The organism is Acinetobacter sp. AS5, assembly GCF_048957595.1.
Classification (GTDB): Bacteria; Pseudomonadota; Gammaproteobacteria; order Pseudomonadales; family Moraxellaceae; genus Acinetobacter.
In genome coordinates this window covers 1-16,863 of the sequence record NZ_JARDAL010000061.1, presented here as the reverse complement: position 1 = coordinate 16,863, position 16,863 = coordinate 1, and the positions used below count along the sequence as shown (strand labels likewise).

The following is a 16,863-nucleotide window of genomic DNA, read 5'->3' as shown; positions in this document are numbered from 1 at the left end:
CACTGGATTTAGGTTCCAGCGCCGCGAGGTGTGAGAGTTCGAGTCTCTCCGTCCCCACCATCATATTAAAGCAAGGCAGATGCCTTGCTTTTTTATTGCCTAAAATTTACTGAACAAAGAAAAGCCCATCGAAATGGGCTGAATAACTGGAGAATAGCGCTGTTAAATCAGTGGAAAGATTAATTTATTTTTCTGTTCTTAAAGAAGCAATCAGGCTTTTAAATGATCTTCAAATTCCTCGCCTAGTTGTAGTGCCAAGGCATTACCTGCCAGATCACAGGTTACCAGGCCATATTCTTTCTTGAAACTGAAACTGAAACCACGATCATCCGCCAGGGTGCGTACCGAATATCCTAATTTTTCTAACCATAGTCGAAATGCAATCAAATTTTTCGCTTTAACCACTTTTTTCACGAGATCACTCCTTCATCATTGTTAAATCTTAAATAAGGGTGAAAAATTATCTTTTAAAGGGCAAATGCCTTTATTTAAATTAATTTAAATGAATTTGTGTATATAGTGAACATCGGTTGATTAAGAAAAAATCAATTTAAACGTTAAGTAAATGATTTTTATCATATTGAATAGGTTGTAACTAAATATTAAGCTTTTATAAGCTATAAATTTGGATAATTAATTTTCTAATTCAATAGCTTATTAGGGAAACAGGTTATTTCCTAATTTTATCAATCGTATGAAATAGAAAATTTCAGATCTAGAATGAGAAAATTAAAATCCAATCGACTTATTTATTAAAAGAATACCGGCTGCTGGTTTTCTGATCTTCAGCTCGATTTGCATGCTTTATACTGTCTGAAATGTAATTCTCAAACTGAATACCCGCACCATGACTGAATTAACCATTGAAGACTATGTGAATCAGCAAATTGAATTAATGCAGCAGCAGGGACTTGATCCGGTTGCTGTGATGTTGGGACATGAAGACTGGTTGAGCTTTAGTATTCAGTCGAAAGTGGCCTATACGCCTTTCGGCAGTGCCCGTCGTTATCAGCCTGCTTTAGGTGGCTTGCTACTGGTACGTATTGATGAAATGCAGGCGGTGCGTGTCGTGACTCAAGGTGAACTGGATACTTATGCACAAAGTAACCAGATTCTTTAACATTGCTTCATGCGATACATACGTTGCCAGTTTTAGTGAATAGAATCCAAGAAACTAGTTACTGCTATCCTACATATCATCATTCGGGATCGACATGGCCAATGTCACTTTTAAAGTTGAACGACAGAACTAATGTCATGCTCTGAAAGCAGACATTTTATTTCTATTTTGGTTTACAGTTTAATTTTGAATAATGCCCATTATATTAAATGGGTGCAAATGAGAGAGGGTATCTAAATCTCACTTGTTAAAAATAGACAGTATAGACAGTGAATCGTTCATGAAGTACATGGTTAAATATCCCAATATTACAAGCCATACCAGGATAATAATTCCTGCTGCCCAACGGTTTATAGGCCTTTCAACTAAGGTTTCTCCAAGAATTCTACAATCATCTATAATGTTTTGTGGGGTAAGCTTGATAACTAATAAAATACCTAAAGGTACAACAATAATATCGTCTAAATACCCAAGTACGGGAATAAAATCTGGAATTAAATCAATTGGTGAGAAGGCATAGGCAGCAATAATTAAAGCTAAAAACTTTATAGAATTGGGCGTTCGCTTGTCTTTTGCAATAAGCCAAACAACCAAGATGTCTTTTTTAATTGATTTAGCCCATTGCTTGATTCTTTGATACATAGCAAATATTAAAAGAACTATAGAGATTTAATCATAAGAGAGTTTTCTTAAAACAATATAGATTTTTATTATCCTATTACGATTTTCTAAAATTAACATAATACGCGTTATACGAACTAACAGCTATTTTTTATTTTATACAAATTATATGTTTAGCGTATAAGTGAAAGCCCAATTCAAGTAAATTGGGCTTTTTTATTCACTTGTTAGGTTCCATGCTGATTATTTAAGCAATGTTCCACGAATTTCTCTAATTTAAATCAATATCATCCTGTTATTTATAAGTCATTATTTCATGTGTTGGAACTGAAATTGGTTTCTAAAAAAATAGAGGACTTGATTAATTATAAGAAAGCAAAAATGGCACAGAAAGACATTTTTTAGATGGAGATTCAACTTATTCCAATTTGTGCAAAATTTGTACGTGCCTTTCAATAACATTCTATGCATCGCAAATGACAAATAAGTAAGTCGGCTGAAGCATTGATCTTCAGCTTTGAATCCGGTTTAAAACTGATCTTTCAGGGTTCTTAAACGCTGGAATTCTTCCACGCTTTCTGCGCGCAGAAAAGGATTGGTTTGCAATTCATCTTCAATACTACTTGGCAGCGTGCACTGGCCTAGTATACGCAAACGCTCAATATGTTCGAAGCGTTCCAGAATTGCCGAATTGTCCGGTTCAACGTGTTTGGCAAACTGTGCATTCGATAATGTGTATTCATGGGTGCAATAGACTTGGGTGCGCGGTGGCAAGGCAGCCAGACGGGACAGTGAATGATACATCTGTGAATAGGTGCCTTCAAAAACCCGGCCACAACCCATGGCAAATAAGGTATCGCCGCAGAACAGCACATCAATCGCATCAATAAAATAAACAATATGGCCGAGTGTATGCCCGGGTACAGCAATCACCTGGATATCTATTCCATGAAAATTAAACTGTTCTTCATGCTCAAGCGGATGGGTGATAAACGGAATTTTGCTTAGTTCTGCCCGTGGGCCATACACAGGCAGATTTTGTCCTTGGATCAGTTCCGGCACACCGCCAATATGATCTTTATGCCAGTGAGTCAGCCAGATTTGACTTACAGTTAAACCGTGTTCGGCACAATAGTCTTGTACCAATTCTGCTTCGATTGGATCAATCACAGCCACCTGATGCGACGCGGTATGTTCAAGCAACCAGATATAATTTTGCAGTGAATTCTGGACATCAATACAGTGAATTTTAAAAGGCATCATAGCGCATCAGACCAAATGAAGATTAAGGATAAAGTAGCATAATTTCGGATGCTCTGGGGCTTGCAGATATCATCTATTCATCCGCAATTATTTTCATTTATTCCAAATTTGAAAAATTTATGATTCTGGATCATCAATGCTCACAGCATTACCAATGGTATAAAAATGACCACCGGCTATATGATGAATACTTTTCCATTCTTCATCCACCTCATGATAATGCCAGTGGCCGTCGCGGAAGACCCGATCATCGGCATAGGCTGCAATCACCTTGCCTATAAACAGGTCATGCATTTGCTGGTTATGCGGCTCAGGAATCAGCTCGCAGAGTATCCAGGCCGCACAGCCTTGTACTACAGGAATATCAGCATCAGGAAAATGAAATAGTTCTACTCCGGATTGTGCCAGTTTGTCCGGCACATCATGCAGGCTCTGCGTACCCAGACGATAGACCATATTCAGTTGTTTCAATGTTGGAATTTGCAGCGCGAAATAACCTGAATTTTCAATAATATTTCGGGTTTTGGTGCTTTTATCCAGAACCACAGTCACTTTTGCGGGGCTGAATTCCAATGCGCATGCCCAGGCTGCTGCCATAACATCTGTATCCTGCTGATCTTGAGCAGATACCAGTACAGTAGGGCCATGGGTAATCAGACGATAAGCTTTTTCTAAGGGAACGCTTTGAATATGGGAGTTTGTCATGCAGCACCATTTGCTCTATTTATTTACTAGGCCAGATTAATGAGATCATTAACATATTCAAGTTCATTCTTGCAAAAAAGCTTTTAAACTAGAGATCGTTATATTCAGGAATTCAAAAAATGAAAATGTACCAGGTCGATGCGTTTACCACGGAACTGTTTAAAGGCAATCCTGCAGCCGTGATTGTGCTGGATGAATGGCTCGAAGATGGTCTGATGCAAAATATCGCCTTGGAAAATAATCTGTCCGAAACGGCTTTTGTTAAAGTCATCGATAGCGATAATTATGCCATCCGCTGGTTTACGCCAACCAAGGAAGTGGATTTTTGTGGTCATGCGACATTGGCCAGCAGCTTTGTACTATTCAATCAATTTGATACGGGGAAAACGATTCATTTTCATGTAAAAGACTTAGGCATTTTTGTAGTCAATCAGGATGCAGATGGCAAGATCAGAATGAACTTTCCAGTTCGTCGTGCAGAGCCAGTTGCTGAATATCCTGAAGCTTTAAGACAGGCCTTGAGCAAACCGTTTAAACAGGTTTATCTGAACGCGCAGGGCTATATTGTTGAATATGAATCGGTACAGGATGTGCTGGATGAAATGCCTGATTTTGAACTGTTAAAACAGTTGAATGGCAAGCGTACAGCCATTACTGCTCAGAATACCTATTTAGACGTTGCGATCACTTCACAAGATACCCAATACGATTGTATTTCACGTTATTTTGCACCGAGTAATGGAATCAATGAAGATCCGGTAACAGGTTCAATTCACACCGGAATTGCACCGCTGTGGGCCGAAAAACTGGGTAAAAATGAACTGGTCGCCTATCAGGCATCAGCGCGTGGTGGGGTGCTATATTGTGCCTTGCAAGATCAGGATCGAATTGAAATTTCCGGTTATGGAAAATTATATATGCAAGCCGAAATTTATCTTTAATTTTTTAATTACATAGAACTACATGTCGTCAGGTGAGGCGGCATGTTATTTTGATGGTCCGGCTTGGAATAGATTATTCAGAAAAAGAATCATTCTCTAAGAAGGGCGCGAATAAAAATTTATATTTATAATTTGGATGAAGAATGTTGCTACGTTATAAAAATTTAAGTCTGGCGATTGTATTGTCTGGCTGTAGTGCACTGAGTTTTGCACAACCTGTTTTGGTGAAAACGGAACAAAATGTTGAAGAATACCGACTGGATAATGGACTGCGCATTATCCTGGCACCGAATGATAAAGAAAATAAAGTTTTTATGAATACGGTCTATCTGACCGGCTCCCTGAATGATCCTCAAGGCAAGGGCGGTCTGGCGCATCTGCTGGAACATTTGGCCTTTAAAGGCACAGAAAATGTCAAAGGGGATGAATTCCAGCGTCGACTGGATCAATATACCTTGATGACCAATGCCAGTACCGACTATTACTCAACCAAATATACTAATGTGATCCGTCCTGAAAAAACTGCGCTGAGTGAAGTCATTTTTCTCGAAGCCGAACGCATGGACAAGCTGGTGCTTCAGGAAAAATATGTACCGACTGAAATTGATATTGTAAAACGCGAGCGTGAAATTCGTCTGGATCAGCCATTTTCAGTATTGATCGATCAGGTGTTTAAATCTGCTTATGGCAATCAGTATTTAGGCCGTTTGCCGATTGGTGACCTAAATGAGCTGCAATCAATCAATATGCAGGAACTAAACCATTTTTACCGTCAATGGTATGCACCGAATAATGCCTTTGTGGTCATTTCGGGCAAATTTGATAAGGCCGAAGTCTTAAAACAGCTGGATACGCATTTCAGTCCGATTCAATCCCGAAATGTACCAGCGCAAGTGAAAGTCCCAGCGCTTAAACCAGAGCAAATCAAACAGCGTGAATTTACAGTAAAGAAAGGCAGTGATCTGGCCAAGTTTAATCTTTATTTGAATCAATCCGAAGAAAGCATTAAAACGGCTTTGGCTGTTTCGCCAACGCTCTATACTTTGCAGCCAAGTGGACATCTCTATCAGAATATGGTGGAAACTGGGAAGTCAACAGCGGTGCAATCCAGTACCTGGCTGGATAAAGACTTTAATCTGGTGTTTATGGGAGCAATCTATGCTCCGAATCATCAGGCACAAGCGATAGAGCAGGGACTGATTCAAGGCGTAGAACAGAGTCAGCCATTTACCGAAGCAGAATTAAACCGGGCTAAAAATCTGACCCGAAATCAGGCCGACAATATTAAAAACAGTGCGACTGCTTTGGGTTCACGTTTAAGCGATTATGCAGTGGCGTATTCAGGTGACTGGAGCCAGTATTTTAAAGATCTGAATGCAATTCAAAGCCTGAGTGTGAATCAGGTCAATCAGGTCTATAAGAGTTTTTTAAAACCTGAATACCGTATTTCTGGCAATATTTTACCTACCCCGGAAGATCAGAAGAAAGCGCAGGAACTGGCACAGACAGAAGCACCGGCAAAAACTCTGGATCAGCAGGCTGAAGCAGAAGAGCCAATGAAAGATGTCAGTGTCTATCAGGCTGAAGTAAAGCAATATGTCCAGGAATCCAAACAGTATTTGTACAGTAAAGACAAACAGATTCAGCGTGGCAAGTTGAAAAATGGCATTAAATACGCGCTGTTTCCGACGACTACCCGCGATGACAAGGTCTATGCCACAATTTCATTGGATTTTGGTACCGCTCAAAGCCTGATGAATAAAGGCGAGATTCTGGACCTGACGGCTTATTTAATGTTGCGCTCTTCGGAAACTCAAAGCTTGCAGCAGATTGCCGATAAAATTATTGAAGTAGGCGGTTCGGCAACTGCCGGTGCATCCGGCAATGGCCTGACCTTGCAGATCAGCGCCAAAAAAGAAAAGTTTGAAGAGTTTTTTCAGTATGTGGTTGATGTGCTGAAAACGCCGGCATTTGAACAAAGTCAGTTTGATTTAATCAAGGGACAGACTTTATCCAGTCTGGATCGTCCTTATACTGAACCAGATACGGTGTCGAGCTTGACGATGGCCCGAACGATCGAGATCTATCAGCCTGGCGATCTGCGTTTCCATTTCGAGCCTGAACTGGCCAAAAAACAGTATCAGAAAGCGACTCGCGAACAGGTTATGGCACTGTATCAGCAGTTTTTAAAAACCCAGCATGCACAAATCGCGGTCACAGGTGAGTTTAATCCAAAATCGATGCAAAAAACGCTGAAAAACAGTTTCTCAGACTGGAAAGCTACACAGCCTTATGAGCGTCTGAAATCGGAATATCGAAGCTATCCAGCCCAGAAAATTCATGCGTTGTCTGAGCAGCGTGAATTCGGGAGTTATGAGGCATTCATGAGCATGCCGGTCGGCGCAGATCATGCCGATGCACCTGCATTACAGGTATTTCGATATATTCTGGGTGATTCACAGTTATCGTCACGACTGGCACAAGAGCTACGCGAGAAAAATGCACTAGTCTATGGTTTTAGTGCAGATGTGCAACTCGATGAATGGGCAGATGTGGGCGCCATGATGATTAGTGCCAATTATACGGCTGGAAAATCCGCACAGGTTTCTCAGGCAGTGCATAAGGTACTGAATGAACTGCTGACACGTGGCGTGACTGAACAGGAAGTCGAAGCGGCAAAAGCCAGTATCTTGAAACAGCGTTTAACTGCACTCGAAGATGATCGCCGTATTCACACTATGTTGATTCCACAGCTGGAAAAAGACCGTAATCTGGTTTACCGGGAAAAACGTGATCAGGCGATTGCTCAACTGAGCAAAGCCGATATTGATGCCATGATCAAAAAATACATCAAGCCGGATCAGCTGGTTGAAGTGATGGCCGATCAGTATGGTAAGCAAGTGAAAACATCATAGTGTTGATAAAAAATCCCCTCAAGTGAGGGGATTTTTTTTATTTACTTGAGCTTTATGTTCTAGGTTGCTCTATAGCTAAAAACAATCCCTCCGATTATGCCTGCAAGGATAGATAGGGGCAGACTCCAATCAGATGCAATAAGAAGAAAAATCAATATTCCACAGCCACTCAAAGCTGAATAGAAGGCAATATCTCGATCAAAAGGATGATGGATCGCCACTTGATAATAATAAGACGTTATCCAGCTTGAAATAATAGTGAGTAAAATACAAAGTCCTTTGCCTGAAGGCGTATTTAGACTGGAATCTGTTATCCAACTTAGCATGTCCTCATCTACTCAAAGTCGATAAAAACGTTTAGCATTTTCATAAAAAATCGGCTTTAACGCATTTTCATTGTAGTCCTGCACAATATCGCTAAAAGCATCAATAATGTTGGTGAGTGAGCTACTGACACTGTCCATTGGAAAGTTGGATGCAAACATCACGCGCCCAGAACCAAAACAGTCTAAAGTATGCTGGATCACGGGTGCGGCACGTTCCACTAATTCCTGTTTACTTGCCAGCCGTTTCTGCGTGTGAAAATCATGTCCCAAGACTGGCATAAACAGACCAGACATTTTGGTCGATACATTTTTGCATTCGGCCAGTTCTGCCAACTGATCTTTCCAGTCTGCAAATATCTGGGTGCGATCTTGTTCGGTCTTGCCTGTAGCTTTGCTCACTTTGCCAAATAAACCTGCGGGCGTACCCAGATGATCCAGCACAATAGGGGTGTTTGGAAAGGCTTTGGCCAGCGCAGTAACATCCGCAATCTGGGTAGAGTACACCCAGGCATCAAAGCTTAAATCTTGCCTGGCCAGTTCTTCAAAGCCCTTCAGGAAATCTGTGTTGCGATAGAGATGCGGTTCATCGGTCCAGGCATGAAACCCTTTATCTGGATGTACTGCAGCCATTTTACGGATGCCCCGAAACTTGGGAGAAGCTTCGCGATGCAATTGAATCAACTGTTTAAAATTTTTCTGCCGCGGATCCGCCGTGGCGACAATTCCACCCAATTGGATAGTGTGCTGATCAAAAGGAAGCCCAGCGATAAAACGGGTTTCATTTACCACACCCGTACCTTTATGGTCATGCCAGCTGGCTTCAACATGCACAATCTGCTCTATTTCATAATGTCCTGCATCTTTCTTGTAATTTGCAGGCAGATAAGGTGCAGTCAGGTGCTGTGTCAGGCCAATGGTCTCAATGACGTCTCTGGGTTTCAACAGTCGAACCATTCTGTCTAGTAATTTGGGATGATTGCCGAACAGCTTTACCGCTAGCGCTGCCGCATGTGGGGTATTGTACGGATCCCATTGGTGGATATGAGGGTCAATGATCGGGAAGGGAAGTTGCTGCATGCTATGCCTTGTTTTCGTTTATTTATTATTCAATTTATATAGTGCTTAAATCACTTTAAAGTCAATATGATAAATGACAGCAAATAAAAAAAGCCCCGCGGGGCTTTTCGTATTTTAATCAATGATCATGCTTGTGATCATGGTTATGCTTGTTGGCATGAAACTCTTCATTGTGACGGAAACGTAAATAGTTTTCGAACTGTTCACAGTATTCATCATAGTTATCTTCCAGCATCATTTGAAATTGCTGCAAGATATAAGACATGACCTGATCTTTGGCATCGCGCATTTCATTCCCATCTTTAAAGTTATTCGCTGCCACCCAGGTATTGAAACGGGCAGTACCAAATAACATCGCCGCACTGACTTGACCGCGCTTATCGCTCGGTTTTTCCTGTGAGCCTTTTTCTACGCGACAAAACTCGTTGGCTTGTTGAATAAATTCATCAGCACGTTCAAAGAATGCCGCATTTAACGCTTCTTCTTCGGTTACATCGGTTGCTTCAATCTTTTGAACCATGAATTTGTTCCTAACACTAAAATCTCAATCGTTAATTATAGGCAAAGCCTTGCAGAAACTAAACCTTTGCCTTAATCTAAAAAATAGCCTAAGCATATAAAAGTGAATGCCATGCAGGATGCGATTGCAGTACAAAGCCTAAAAAGTGATATTGCCTTATTGCGCCAGAATATTTGGCCACCGGCAAATCTAGCCAATGTTGAAGGCTTGCCGATTTATTATGGCAGCCAGTCACAGGTAGATGAATACTATAGCCAGTGGCTCGGGCTGATTGAAAGGGCACAGGATCTGTTTCAGCCTTTTATGGAAGATGAAATCTTGGATGCGATCCATCTGCCGAGTCATTTAAACTTGCCGCTGTTTTATTTTCATGTTGACCGGATTCGCATTAATAAAACCCGCGCCAAGGAATCCAAAACTTTTCGTGGGGTCGCCAGCCTGATCGAAAAATGTGGCCAGTTCGAACCCGAGCAGGTCACAGCCATGCGGCAATGGCTAGACAGTGACGACACCGCAGCATTGGTGGCACACCGTGAGTTTGTGGATTTACGCACTTATGTATTTCAGCATGGCCAGAGCGAATATACGCGCACCCGTTTTTACGTCAATGGAATCGTGCTGAGTGTTGAGCCACATTTTGAACTGGTCGATGCACGTGATAAGCCACGCAAGCAACGCAGCGACAGTTATAACGATCCTCTGGCAGACAATAATACCTGGAAAGTATTCGGCAAATATCGCTAGCACAATTTGACCAAGCCCGGTCTTACCAGAAGGGCTTGGTAGTTTCAGCAAACTGTTGTAAACGCTCGGCTGCTTCACTCGACAAACGCTGCTGTTCTGCGCTTATCCAGCCCAGTACAAACCAGGCCTTGGCCTGTTGTTTGACATAAGGTCTAAATAATTCGTCTGCTACAAATAGGTCGTTATAATGCCCGAGACTTTCCTGCAAGGGTTTTAAGGCTTTTAGATAGGCTTTAACCTCTTTTTCAGGAAATAAGCTTTGCAAGAATTCTACATTATAGCGTAAGCGTTTAACCCGTTTGCGTGTGCGATGTCGGGATTCAATATCCAGTTCTTGATAGTTCTCGGCATCCTGACAGATTTGCTGGTGCAGCTTGCTCAGGCCTTTACACAAAATTTTATGCGAAGACTTGACTTTGTTATCCGTTTTTTCTTGGCTAAAGCTGAACAGTTGCAGCATTAATTCTACGGTAGCAGGACTTCTAAACAGCGCACTGATATCTGGTTGTTTTTGTCGGTGTGGTGGTAATTTCAGTAAGGGTGAACCTGCTTTTTCCAGTTGTGGAATCAGGCTTTCTGCCAGGGCATCGCGATCTCGGGTGGAACCCAGTTGCTGAAAAATATCCCGCAGCTGTTCCGGCCATTCTGGCTGTACATGTTCAGTCACGGACTGGAAAATTTTAAAAGCACTGCGCAAACGTCGAATCGCAACACGTGCCTGATGCACATGATCACTATTATAATTTTCGGCAGCAATCGCCGTCGCATTTGGGAAAAGATGAGCGAGACAGTTGGCGACAATTTTTTGTAAAATCGTACTGATCTGATCTTTCTGTTCAAGCACTAAGGGAAGCTGATGCTGAACTGGCAGACTCTCTTCATCATGTAATAAGGCATAACCGCGTTCCGATTTGCTCCGTGTATCCAGCCACAAAGCATAACGCTGAACCCAGGGCTGAATGAAATCAATCAATTCACTCAGCTGGCCGGATTTAAGCTCAAATTCGACTTCATAAATATCGATGGCTTGATCATTGTGTCGAATTTCTCCGACATCAAAGGCAATTTCAATCTGGCTGTCCAGATGACTTTCTGTGAGGACATACCGTACGACATCTGTTTCAAATTGCAGGATGAGTGGTGTCTCCAGATCACCGAGCGCCTGTTTCAGGATTTTTTTGGCCGGTTTATGTTTGCGATATAACTGAAAATCACAATGTTCCGGAGGACTTTTTAATTCATGCTCAAGTTCAAAACGTTCAAATTGTTGTTCAGTCGCTGCTTTCAGGGTTTGAATCCATTGCTGGTCTTCCAGACGTTGCCGCAGGGCAATCTGATGTTGTTGTAAGTGTTGCGCTTCAGTATCAAAGTAGCGTGCACACAGACGATGCCGAGTCGGCTGAAGTTTCTGAATGTCCTGTTCAAATTGCACACGAGACTGTGGCGGAATCTGGAATTTGAGTTCTATTTCTGCCATCGGGTCATTCCTCCGCGATGTTGGTTTTATAGATTAATATAGCCCAAAGATCGGCAGGGGTGTGATGTGCTTCTGCAACAAAAAAGCACGCCAGAGAAGGCGTGCTTTGAGTTTTTCTTGTGATATTTATTTCAATATGTTTATTTCAGGAATTTACGACTGACCAAGAACTGTTCGGTCGCTTCAAGCAGTTTCTGCGCATAGACTTCCTGCTTGGCGGTCAGCCAGCCCAGCACAAACCAGTCACTTGCTTCCAGCTCGGTCTGCTGAATATAAACTGCAGAAGAGGCCAAAGTTTGATATTCACTGGCTGCCAGTTGAGCATCGTTCAGCGCTTTGCTGTATTTCTGCAAATTTTTGACATCATAGATCGTGGTTAAAATCGGAAAGCTGAATTTGAGCTCCTGAATCCGGCCCGACAATTGATCCAGACTTTCAAAATCAGTGATATCGGTCTGGTTCATTTGTTCCTGCAAAGCTTTATATTGCTGTTGCAAGGTAGTTTGAGCAGCAGTTTTCAAGTCCAGCGAGGCATGCTCATTTTCATTTAAACTGAACATCAGTAATTCCAGATAATGATGCACATTCTGGGTAGATTTGACCAGATTACCGAGTTTCTCCTGCGCATACAGAATATCTTTGCTCAGGTTTTCTGCCGTGGTGGGATTTTGCAGGAAGCCGGCCAAGCTGTTTTGCATATGTTGTAAATGTTGCAAATGTTCAAATTGCTGCTTAAAGGCCGCCAGTTGATGTGCCCATTTGTCCGAAAGCTGTGGATGCCAGTCTTTGAAGAGCAGCAAGGTCAGATATAAGTGATCCAGTGCCAGTCGTGCCTGATCAATATGTTCCTGCTCTGCAACCTGAGCTGCAATCGCCGCGATATTCGGCAATAAATGCTGCATCTGCTGTGCAATCAGACTGCAGATGGTTTCACTGGCGCTGTCTTTTTTGCTGATCTGAAATTCTTTGCTAAGGGTCGCAGGACTGACGCGCTGTGAAGTGGCCAATAAATTGCCTATTTCGGCCTTACTACGTACATCGAGCCAGAGCTGGTATTTCTTGACCCATTCAAAACTGAAGGCCAGCAGATGTTGAATTGAACCATTTTTTAGTTCGAACTCGACTTCATGTACTTCTTGCTCAGCATCCTGTGTGCGGATCTGTCCAATATCCAGGCTGACTTCGATCTGGGTATCTTCATAGTCAATCACTCTTAACGTACGGGCAATATCGGTTTCAAACTGGAGTTGTAGCTGATCGAACTGATTGCCGAGCGCATTGCTGAGAATTGCCCCGGCTTCTGGAAATTTTTTATAAATATCTAAATCCAGTTCAGGAGATGCGGTTAATTTCCCTAGATCATGATTATGTTCAAAGCGTTCGATATGGCTTTTTCCGGCCGCTTTTAGCGTTTGCACCCAACGTGTACCTTCCAGACGCTGACGCAGTGCCACCCCATGCCGGGCCAGTTGGCGGTCGGCAGTATCATAATATTTGGCTTGAAGCTGGATCTGTTGAGACTTTTTCGGATCAAGTGCCTTGAGCAGTGCAGTGCGTCGTGCCGCAGGAATCTGGAACTTGAGTTCAACTTCAACCATGATGATCATCCTATCTGTTCAGTGCAATTAAGCGCTGAATCTTCACTTGAATAAGGTTATGAAATAAGGCGGACAGCAGCCGCAATTATATTTTTAGATTTGTGCGCAGCAGATTGTAACCAAAATCAAAATGCATGTAAGACTTGACGGAACATAAAAAGCTTAAACAGAAGTTTGAAACTTAGATTTCATCGGTTCATTTTAGGCTAAAACAATCGGATTCAGGCCTTCACGAGGATGTGCAAGATGCATTGAAGCGCGCATCAAAAGGCTGTTATTTGGCTAAAATATACGCTAAGGTAAAACAAAAAACGTCAGGATGATGACAGATGAATGTACAAGTACAACCAGAAAGTAAGAATGAGGTGATGGTTCAGCCCCAGATGCCGATTAAGAACTATCATGAATTTTATCGCTTCTATTTGACTGAGCATCGGCATATTATTAGCCGCCGTCTGCACGTGGCCGGCAGTAGCATCGGTTTATACTGTTTTGCCAAAGCCATTCGTCAAGGCAAGCCGCGATATTTTGCCTATGGTTTACTCTCGGGCTATGCCTGTGCCTGGGTCGGTCATTTTATCTTTGAGCGCAATAAACCAGCCAGCTTCAAACAGCCTGTATATAGCTTTATCTCGGACTGGCGCATGTTTGCCGATGTCCTGCGTGGTAATATCAGTCTGATCGACCTTAAATACGATAAAATTTCCCGTTAAGCCAGAATGACTTTTATCGGAATGTGCCCACTTAAAGCATGAAATTTCGATAAAAGCCTTGCAAGTCTAGAATTATTATTCTAATAATTATGGTATTGCAGATTAGGTTTTTTGATCAACCATTATATTTTAATTAATACATCAGTTTTCCAAGCCTGGAGCGACCTTCTCCGGGCTTTTTTTATGCCTGTTTGCTACCAATAAATGTTCAAGATTTTGCTCATGCTATTGTGTAAATATTCATAGAAGAATTCATGTGGATTTGTGCTGAAAGTAAAAGATCCTTTCTGGCTTTGAAACGTTTCCCCACAAACGAATGACTCAAAACCAGAAAGGATCGGGTATTACAAACACAGGTATTTATTTTTCTGTTTATTTTCTGTGTCTAAGGCTATTTAAGACGCTTCGTGCCGATTGGGCTATCCCTGAAAATGGGTATTTTTAATATTAATTAATTTGAGTACGCTTGAGCCAGGCGAAAAAAAGACAAAAAAAATCGCTCTTAGAATTTTGCAACTTCTCCACCAAGTTATCTGCAAAATCCTAAAAGCGTTTGTCGGAGGGCGTAAGCATTAACACGTTATAATTATTGTTATAAGGCAATTAAAACGCAGATTTGAAAGCCCGTATATCCCTGAAAATGGTGATATTTAAGATTTAATTGATAAATTGCGCTAAAAACCTGCAAATCTGTTGCTGCTTGGTCTCAGAAACAGCAGGACTGCGGCAATTAAACCGAGTTATGCCTATAATAGAGCCATCCTAGCAAGTGGCGAGCAAGATGCGCGGTTTATATTTAATTACCAATGATGATCCATTAGAGCTTTTATTGGCGAAGTTGGAAGGTGCAATGGCCAATGGTGGTGTTGCGGTCTTGCAATATCGCCGTAAAAAAGTGGCGAAAGAAGATCAAATTTACGAAATCGAGTATATGAAAGCCATGTGTGCTGAATATGCTGTACCTTTCGTGATTAATGATGATCTGGAAATGGCGGTTAAATACAGCGTGGGTGTGCATTTAGGCCAGGATGATGGTTCGATTGTCGACGCTGTTGCGCGTTTGCCTAAAGGCGTGTTGATTGGCCGTAGCTGTAATAACTCACTTGAGCTGGCTGAACAGGCCATTGCCGATGGTGCGAATTATGTGGCATTTGGAGCAATTTATGCTACTGATAGTAAACCTGAAGCGGGTAATATTGGTCTTGAAACCTTAAAACTGGCCAAAGAGAAATTGAATGTACCTTTATGTGCCATTGGTGGTTTAACGGTTGAAAATTCCAAGGATGTCATTGAGTCAGGTGCGGATTATTGCGCGGTGATTAGTGATATATTGGGACTCCCTATGAATGCCATTCCTGAACGTTTAGATGAATGGTCTGCGCTTTTTCAAGCTACAGCATAAAATTTTTTGATTGATTTAATTTTGAGTCGAGTGCCTTCATGAGCTTATCTCCAAAGCAAGAACAATTGTTCAAACAAGCTAATAAACATATTCCGGGTGGCGTTAATTCACCTGTACGCGCATTTAATGGTGTCGGTGGGACGCCGGTCTTTATCGAAAAAGCCCAAGGTGCGTATCTGTATGATGTCGATGGTAAGCGTTATGTGGACTATGTAGGTTCATGGGGGCCGATGATTCTGGGCCATGCACATCCGGCGATTATTAAAGCCGTTCAGGATGCTGCGGTCGATGGTTTGAGTTTTGGTGCGCCCACAGTTCATGAAACCACGCTTGCAGATATTATTTGCGAGATCATGCCATCGATTGAACTAGTGCGTATGACCAACTCGGGTACAGAAGCGACCATGACCGCGATTCGTTTAGCACGTGGTTATACTGGCCGTGACAAGATTGTAAAATTTGAAGGCTGTTATCATGGTCACTCAGATTCATTATTGGTAAAAGCCGGTTCAGGTTTATTGACCAGTGGAGAAGGGGAAGCGACGTCTGCAGGCGTGCCAGCAGATTTTGCTAAACATACGCTGACACTTCCATATAACGACATCGCGACTTTAAAAGAATGCTTTGCCAAATTCGGTTCAGAAATTGCCGGCGTGATTGTTGAGCCAGTCGCAGGCAACATGAACTTGGTGAAACCAATTGACGGTTTCCTGCAAGCGATTCGTGATGTTTGTGATGAACATGGTTCAGTGTTTATCATTGATGAAGTAATGACCGGTTTCCGTGTCGGTTTGGGTGGTGCGCAAGCACATTATGGCGTTACTCCGGATTTAACCACTTTAGGTAAAATCATCGGTGCAGGCTTACCAGTCGGTGCATTCGGTGGTAAACGTGAAGTGATGGAATGTATCGCACCATTGGGTAAGGTCTATCAAGCAGGTACGCTATCAGGTAACCCATTGGCAATGCGTGCAGGTATCGAGATGTTCAAGCATTTACGTACCGAAGGTTTTTATGAAAAATTAACCGCACAACTCGAAAAATTGCTCGCCGGTTTACAAACTGCTGCTGATGAAGCAGGCATTCCATTCAAGACCCAACAAGTGGGCGGTATGTTTGGTCTTTACTTTACCGATCAGGAAGATATTACTAGCTTCGACTCTATGCTGAAATGCGATGTCGATGCCTTCCGTAAATTCTTCCATGGCATGTTAAGTCGTGGCGTAAACCTTGCACCATCTGCTTTTGAAGCAGGATTTATTTCTGCTGCGCATAGTGATGAAGATATTGCTTACACGATTCAAGCGGCTAAAGAAACTTTTGCTGAGATGAAAGCGTAATACCTCTCCCAAACCCTCTCCTTAAAGGCATAGGTATCTACACATCTATGAGATACCTAATGCCATTGTGGCTATCTCATTGAGTTCATCTATTGAATATT

General features: G+C 42.2%; 15 protein-coding genes. 7 read left to right on the top strand and 8 right to left on the bottom strand.

Annotated elements, in window-relative coordinates; genetic code table 11:
* Positions 1 to 210 precede the first annotated feature (210 nt).
* On the bottom strand, positions 211 to 414 hold the full coding sequence (locus tag PV763_RS15550) for a hypothetical protein (protein ID WP_004280022.1): 204 nt from the start codon (positions 412 to 414) through the stop codon (positions 211 to 213).
* Between the two features lie 433 nt (positions 415 to 847).
* Between PV763_RS15550 and PV763_RS15545 the strand changes: the two genes are divergently transcribed.
* Positions 848 to 1,120: a hypothetical protein gene (locus PV763_RS15545; RefSeq protein WP_005107282.1), complete on the top strand. Its 273-nt coding sequence runs from the start codon at positions 848 to 850 to the stop codon at positions 1,118 to 1,120.
* A gap of 240 nt (positions 1,121 to 1,360) precedes the next feature.
* On the opposite strand, the gene PV763_RS15540 is transcribed toward PV763_RS15545, so the two are convergent.
* From PV763_RS15540 to PV763_RS15530, 3 genes are all read right to left on the bottom strand, one after another.
* Complete coding sequence (locus PV763_RS15540) at positions 1,361 to 1,762, bottom strand: YkvA family protein (RefSeq protein WP_253112913.1); 402 nt, start codon at positions 1,760 to 1,762, stop codon at positions 1,361 to 1,363.
* A gap of 507 nt (positions 1,763 to 2,269) precedes the next feature.
* A complete protein-coding gene (gene gloB, locus PV763_RS15535) occupies positions 2,270 to 3,004 on the bottom strand; it encodes a hydroxyacylglutathione hydrolase (protein ID WP_420938174.1) in 735 nt (244 codons plus the stop codon).
* A gap of 117 nt (positions 3,005 to 3,121) precedes the next feature.
* Positions 3,122 to 3,709: a flavin reductase family protein gene (locus PV763_RS15530; RefSeq protein WP_224215693.1), complete on the bottom strand. Its 588-nt coding sequence runs from the start codon at positions 3,707 to 3,709 to the stop codon at positions 3,122 to 3,124.
* Positions 3,710 to 3,828: 119 nt separating this feature from the next.
* Between PV763_RS15530 and PV763_RS15525 the strand changes: the two genes are divergently transcribed.
* Together PV763_RS15525 and PV763_RS15520 are read left to right on the top strand one after the other, a co-directional pair.
* Complete coding sequence (locus PV763_RS15525) at positions 3,829 to 4,650, top strand: PhzF family phenazine biosynthesis protein (RefSeq protein WP_253173060.1); 822 nt, start codon at positions 3,829 to 3,831, stop codon at positions 4,648 to 4,650.
* A gap of 143 nt (positions 4,651 to 4,793) precedes the next feature.
* On the top strand, positions 4,794 to 7,565 hold the full coding sequence (locus PV763_RS15520; protein ID WP_243474945.1) for a M16 family metallopeptidase: 2,772 nt from the start codon (positions 4,794 to 4,796) through the stop codon (positions 7,563 to 7,565).
* A 338-nt stretch (positions 7,566 to 7,903) separates the two neighbouring features.
* Here the strand turns inward: PV763_RS15520 and PV763_RS15515 are convergent, their stop codons facing one another.
* Both PV763_RS15515 and PV763_RS15510 read right to left on the bottom strand, forming a co-directional pair.
* A complete protein-coding gene (locus tag PV763_RS15515) occupies positions 7,904 to 8,968 on the bottom strand; it encodes an amidohydrolase family protein (RefSeq protein ID WP_420938173.1) in 1,065 nt (354 codons plus the stop codon).
* Positions 8,969 to 9,086: 118 nt separating this feature from the next.
* On the bottom strand, positions 9,087 to 9,488 hold the full coding sequence (locus PV763_RS15510; protein WP_004280011.1) for a DUF3144 domain-containing protein: 402 nt from the start codon (positions 9,486 to 9,488) through the stop codon (positions 9,087 to 9,089).
* Between the two features lie 111 nt (positions 9,489 to 9,599).
* On the opposite strand from PV763_RS15510, the gene PV763_RS15505 reads away from it, so the two are divergent.
* Positions 9,600 to 10,232 (top strand): hypothetical protein, encoded by a 633-nt coding sequence (locus tag PV763_RS15505; RefSeq protein ID WP_180180423.1) that lies wholly within the window; start codon positions 9,600 to 9,602, stop codon positions 10,230 to 10,232.
* A 22-nt stretch (positions 10,233 to 10,254) separates the two neighbouring features.
* Here the strand turns inward: PV763_RS15505 and PV763_RS15500 are convergent, their stop codons facing one another.
* Positions 10,255 to 11,709 (bottom strand): CHAD domain-containing protein, encoded by a 1,455-nt coding sequence (locus PV763_RS15500; RefSeq protein ID WP_420938172.1) that lies wholly within the window; start codon positions 11,707 to 11,709, stop codon positions 10,255 to 10,257.
* Between the two features lie 140 nt (positions 11,710 to 11,849).
* Entirely contained in the window at positions 11,850 to 13,307 is a 1,458-nt protein-coding gene (locus PV763_RS15495; RefSeq protein WP_420938171.1) for a CYTH domain-containing protein, read from the bottom strand.
* A gap of 329 nt (positions 13,308 to 13,636) precedes the next feature.
* Here PV763_RS15495 and PV763_RS15490 point away from each other — a divergent pair, with 329 nt between their 5' ends.
* The 3 genes from PV763_RS15490 to hemL all read left to right on the top strand — a co-directional run bounded on the left by PV763_RS15490 (position 13,637) and on the right by hemL (position 16,762).
* Positions 13,637 to 14,020, top strand: coding sequence for a DUF962 domain-containing protein (locus tag PV763_RS15490; RefSeq protein ID WP_044109647.1), 384 nt, complete (start codon positions 13,637 to 13,639; stop codon positions 14,018 to 14,020).
* A 781-nt stretch (positions 14,021 to 14,801) separates the two neighbouring features.
* A complete protein-coding gene (gene thiE / locus PV763_RS15485) occupies positions 14,802 to 15,422 on the top strand; it encodes a thiamine phosphate synthase (RefSeq protein ID WP_005246719.1) in 621 nt (206 codons plus the stop codon).
* A 38-nt stretch (positions 15,423 to 15,460) separates the two neighbouring features.
* The gene (gene hemL / locus PV763_RS15480) at positions 15,461 to 16,762 is read left to right on the top strand and encodes a glutamate-1-semialdehyde 2,1-aminomutase (RefSeq protein ID WP_420938170.1); all 1,302 of its coding nucleotides are present in this window, start codon (positions 15,461 to 15,463) and stop codon (positions 16,760 to 16,762) included.
* Positions 16,763 to 16,863: the final 101 nt, after the last annotated feature.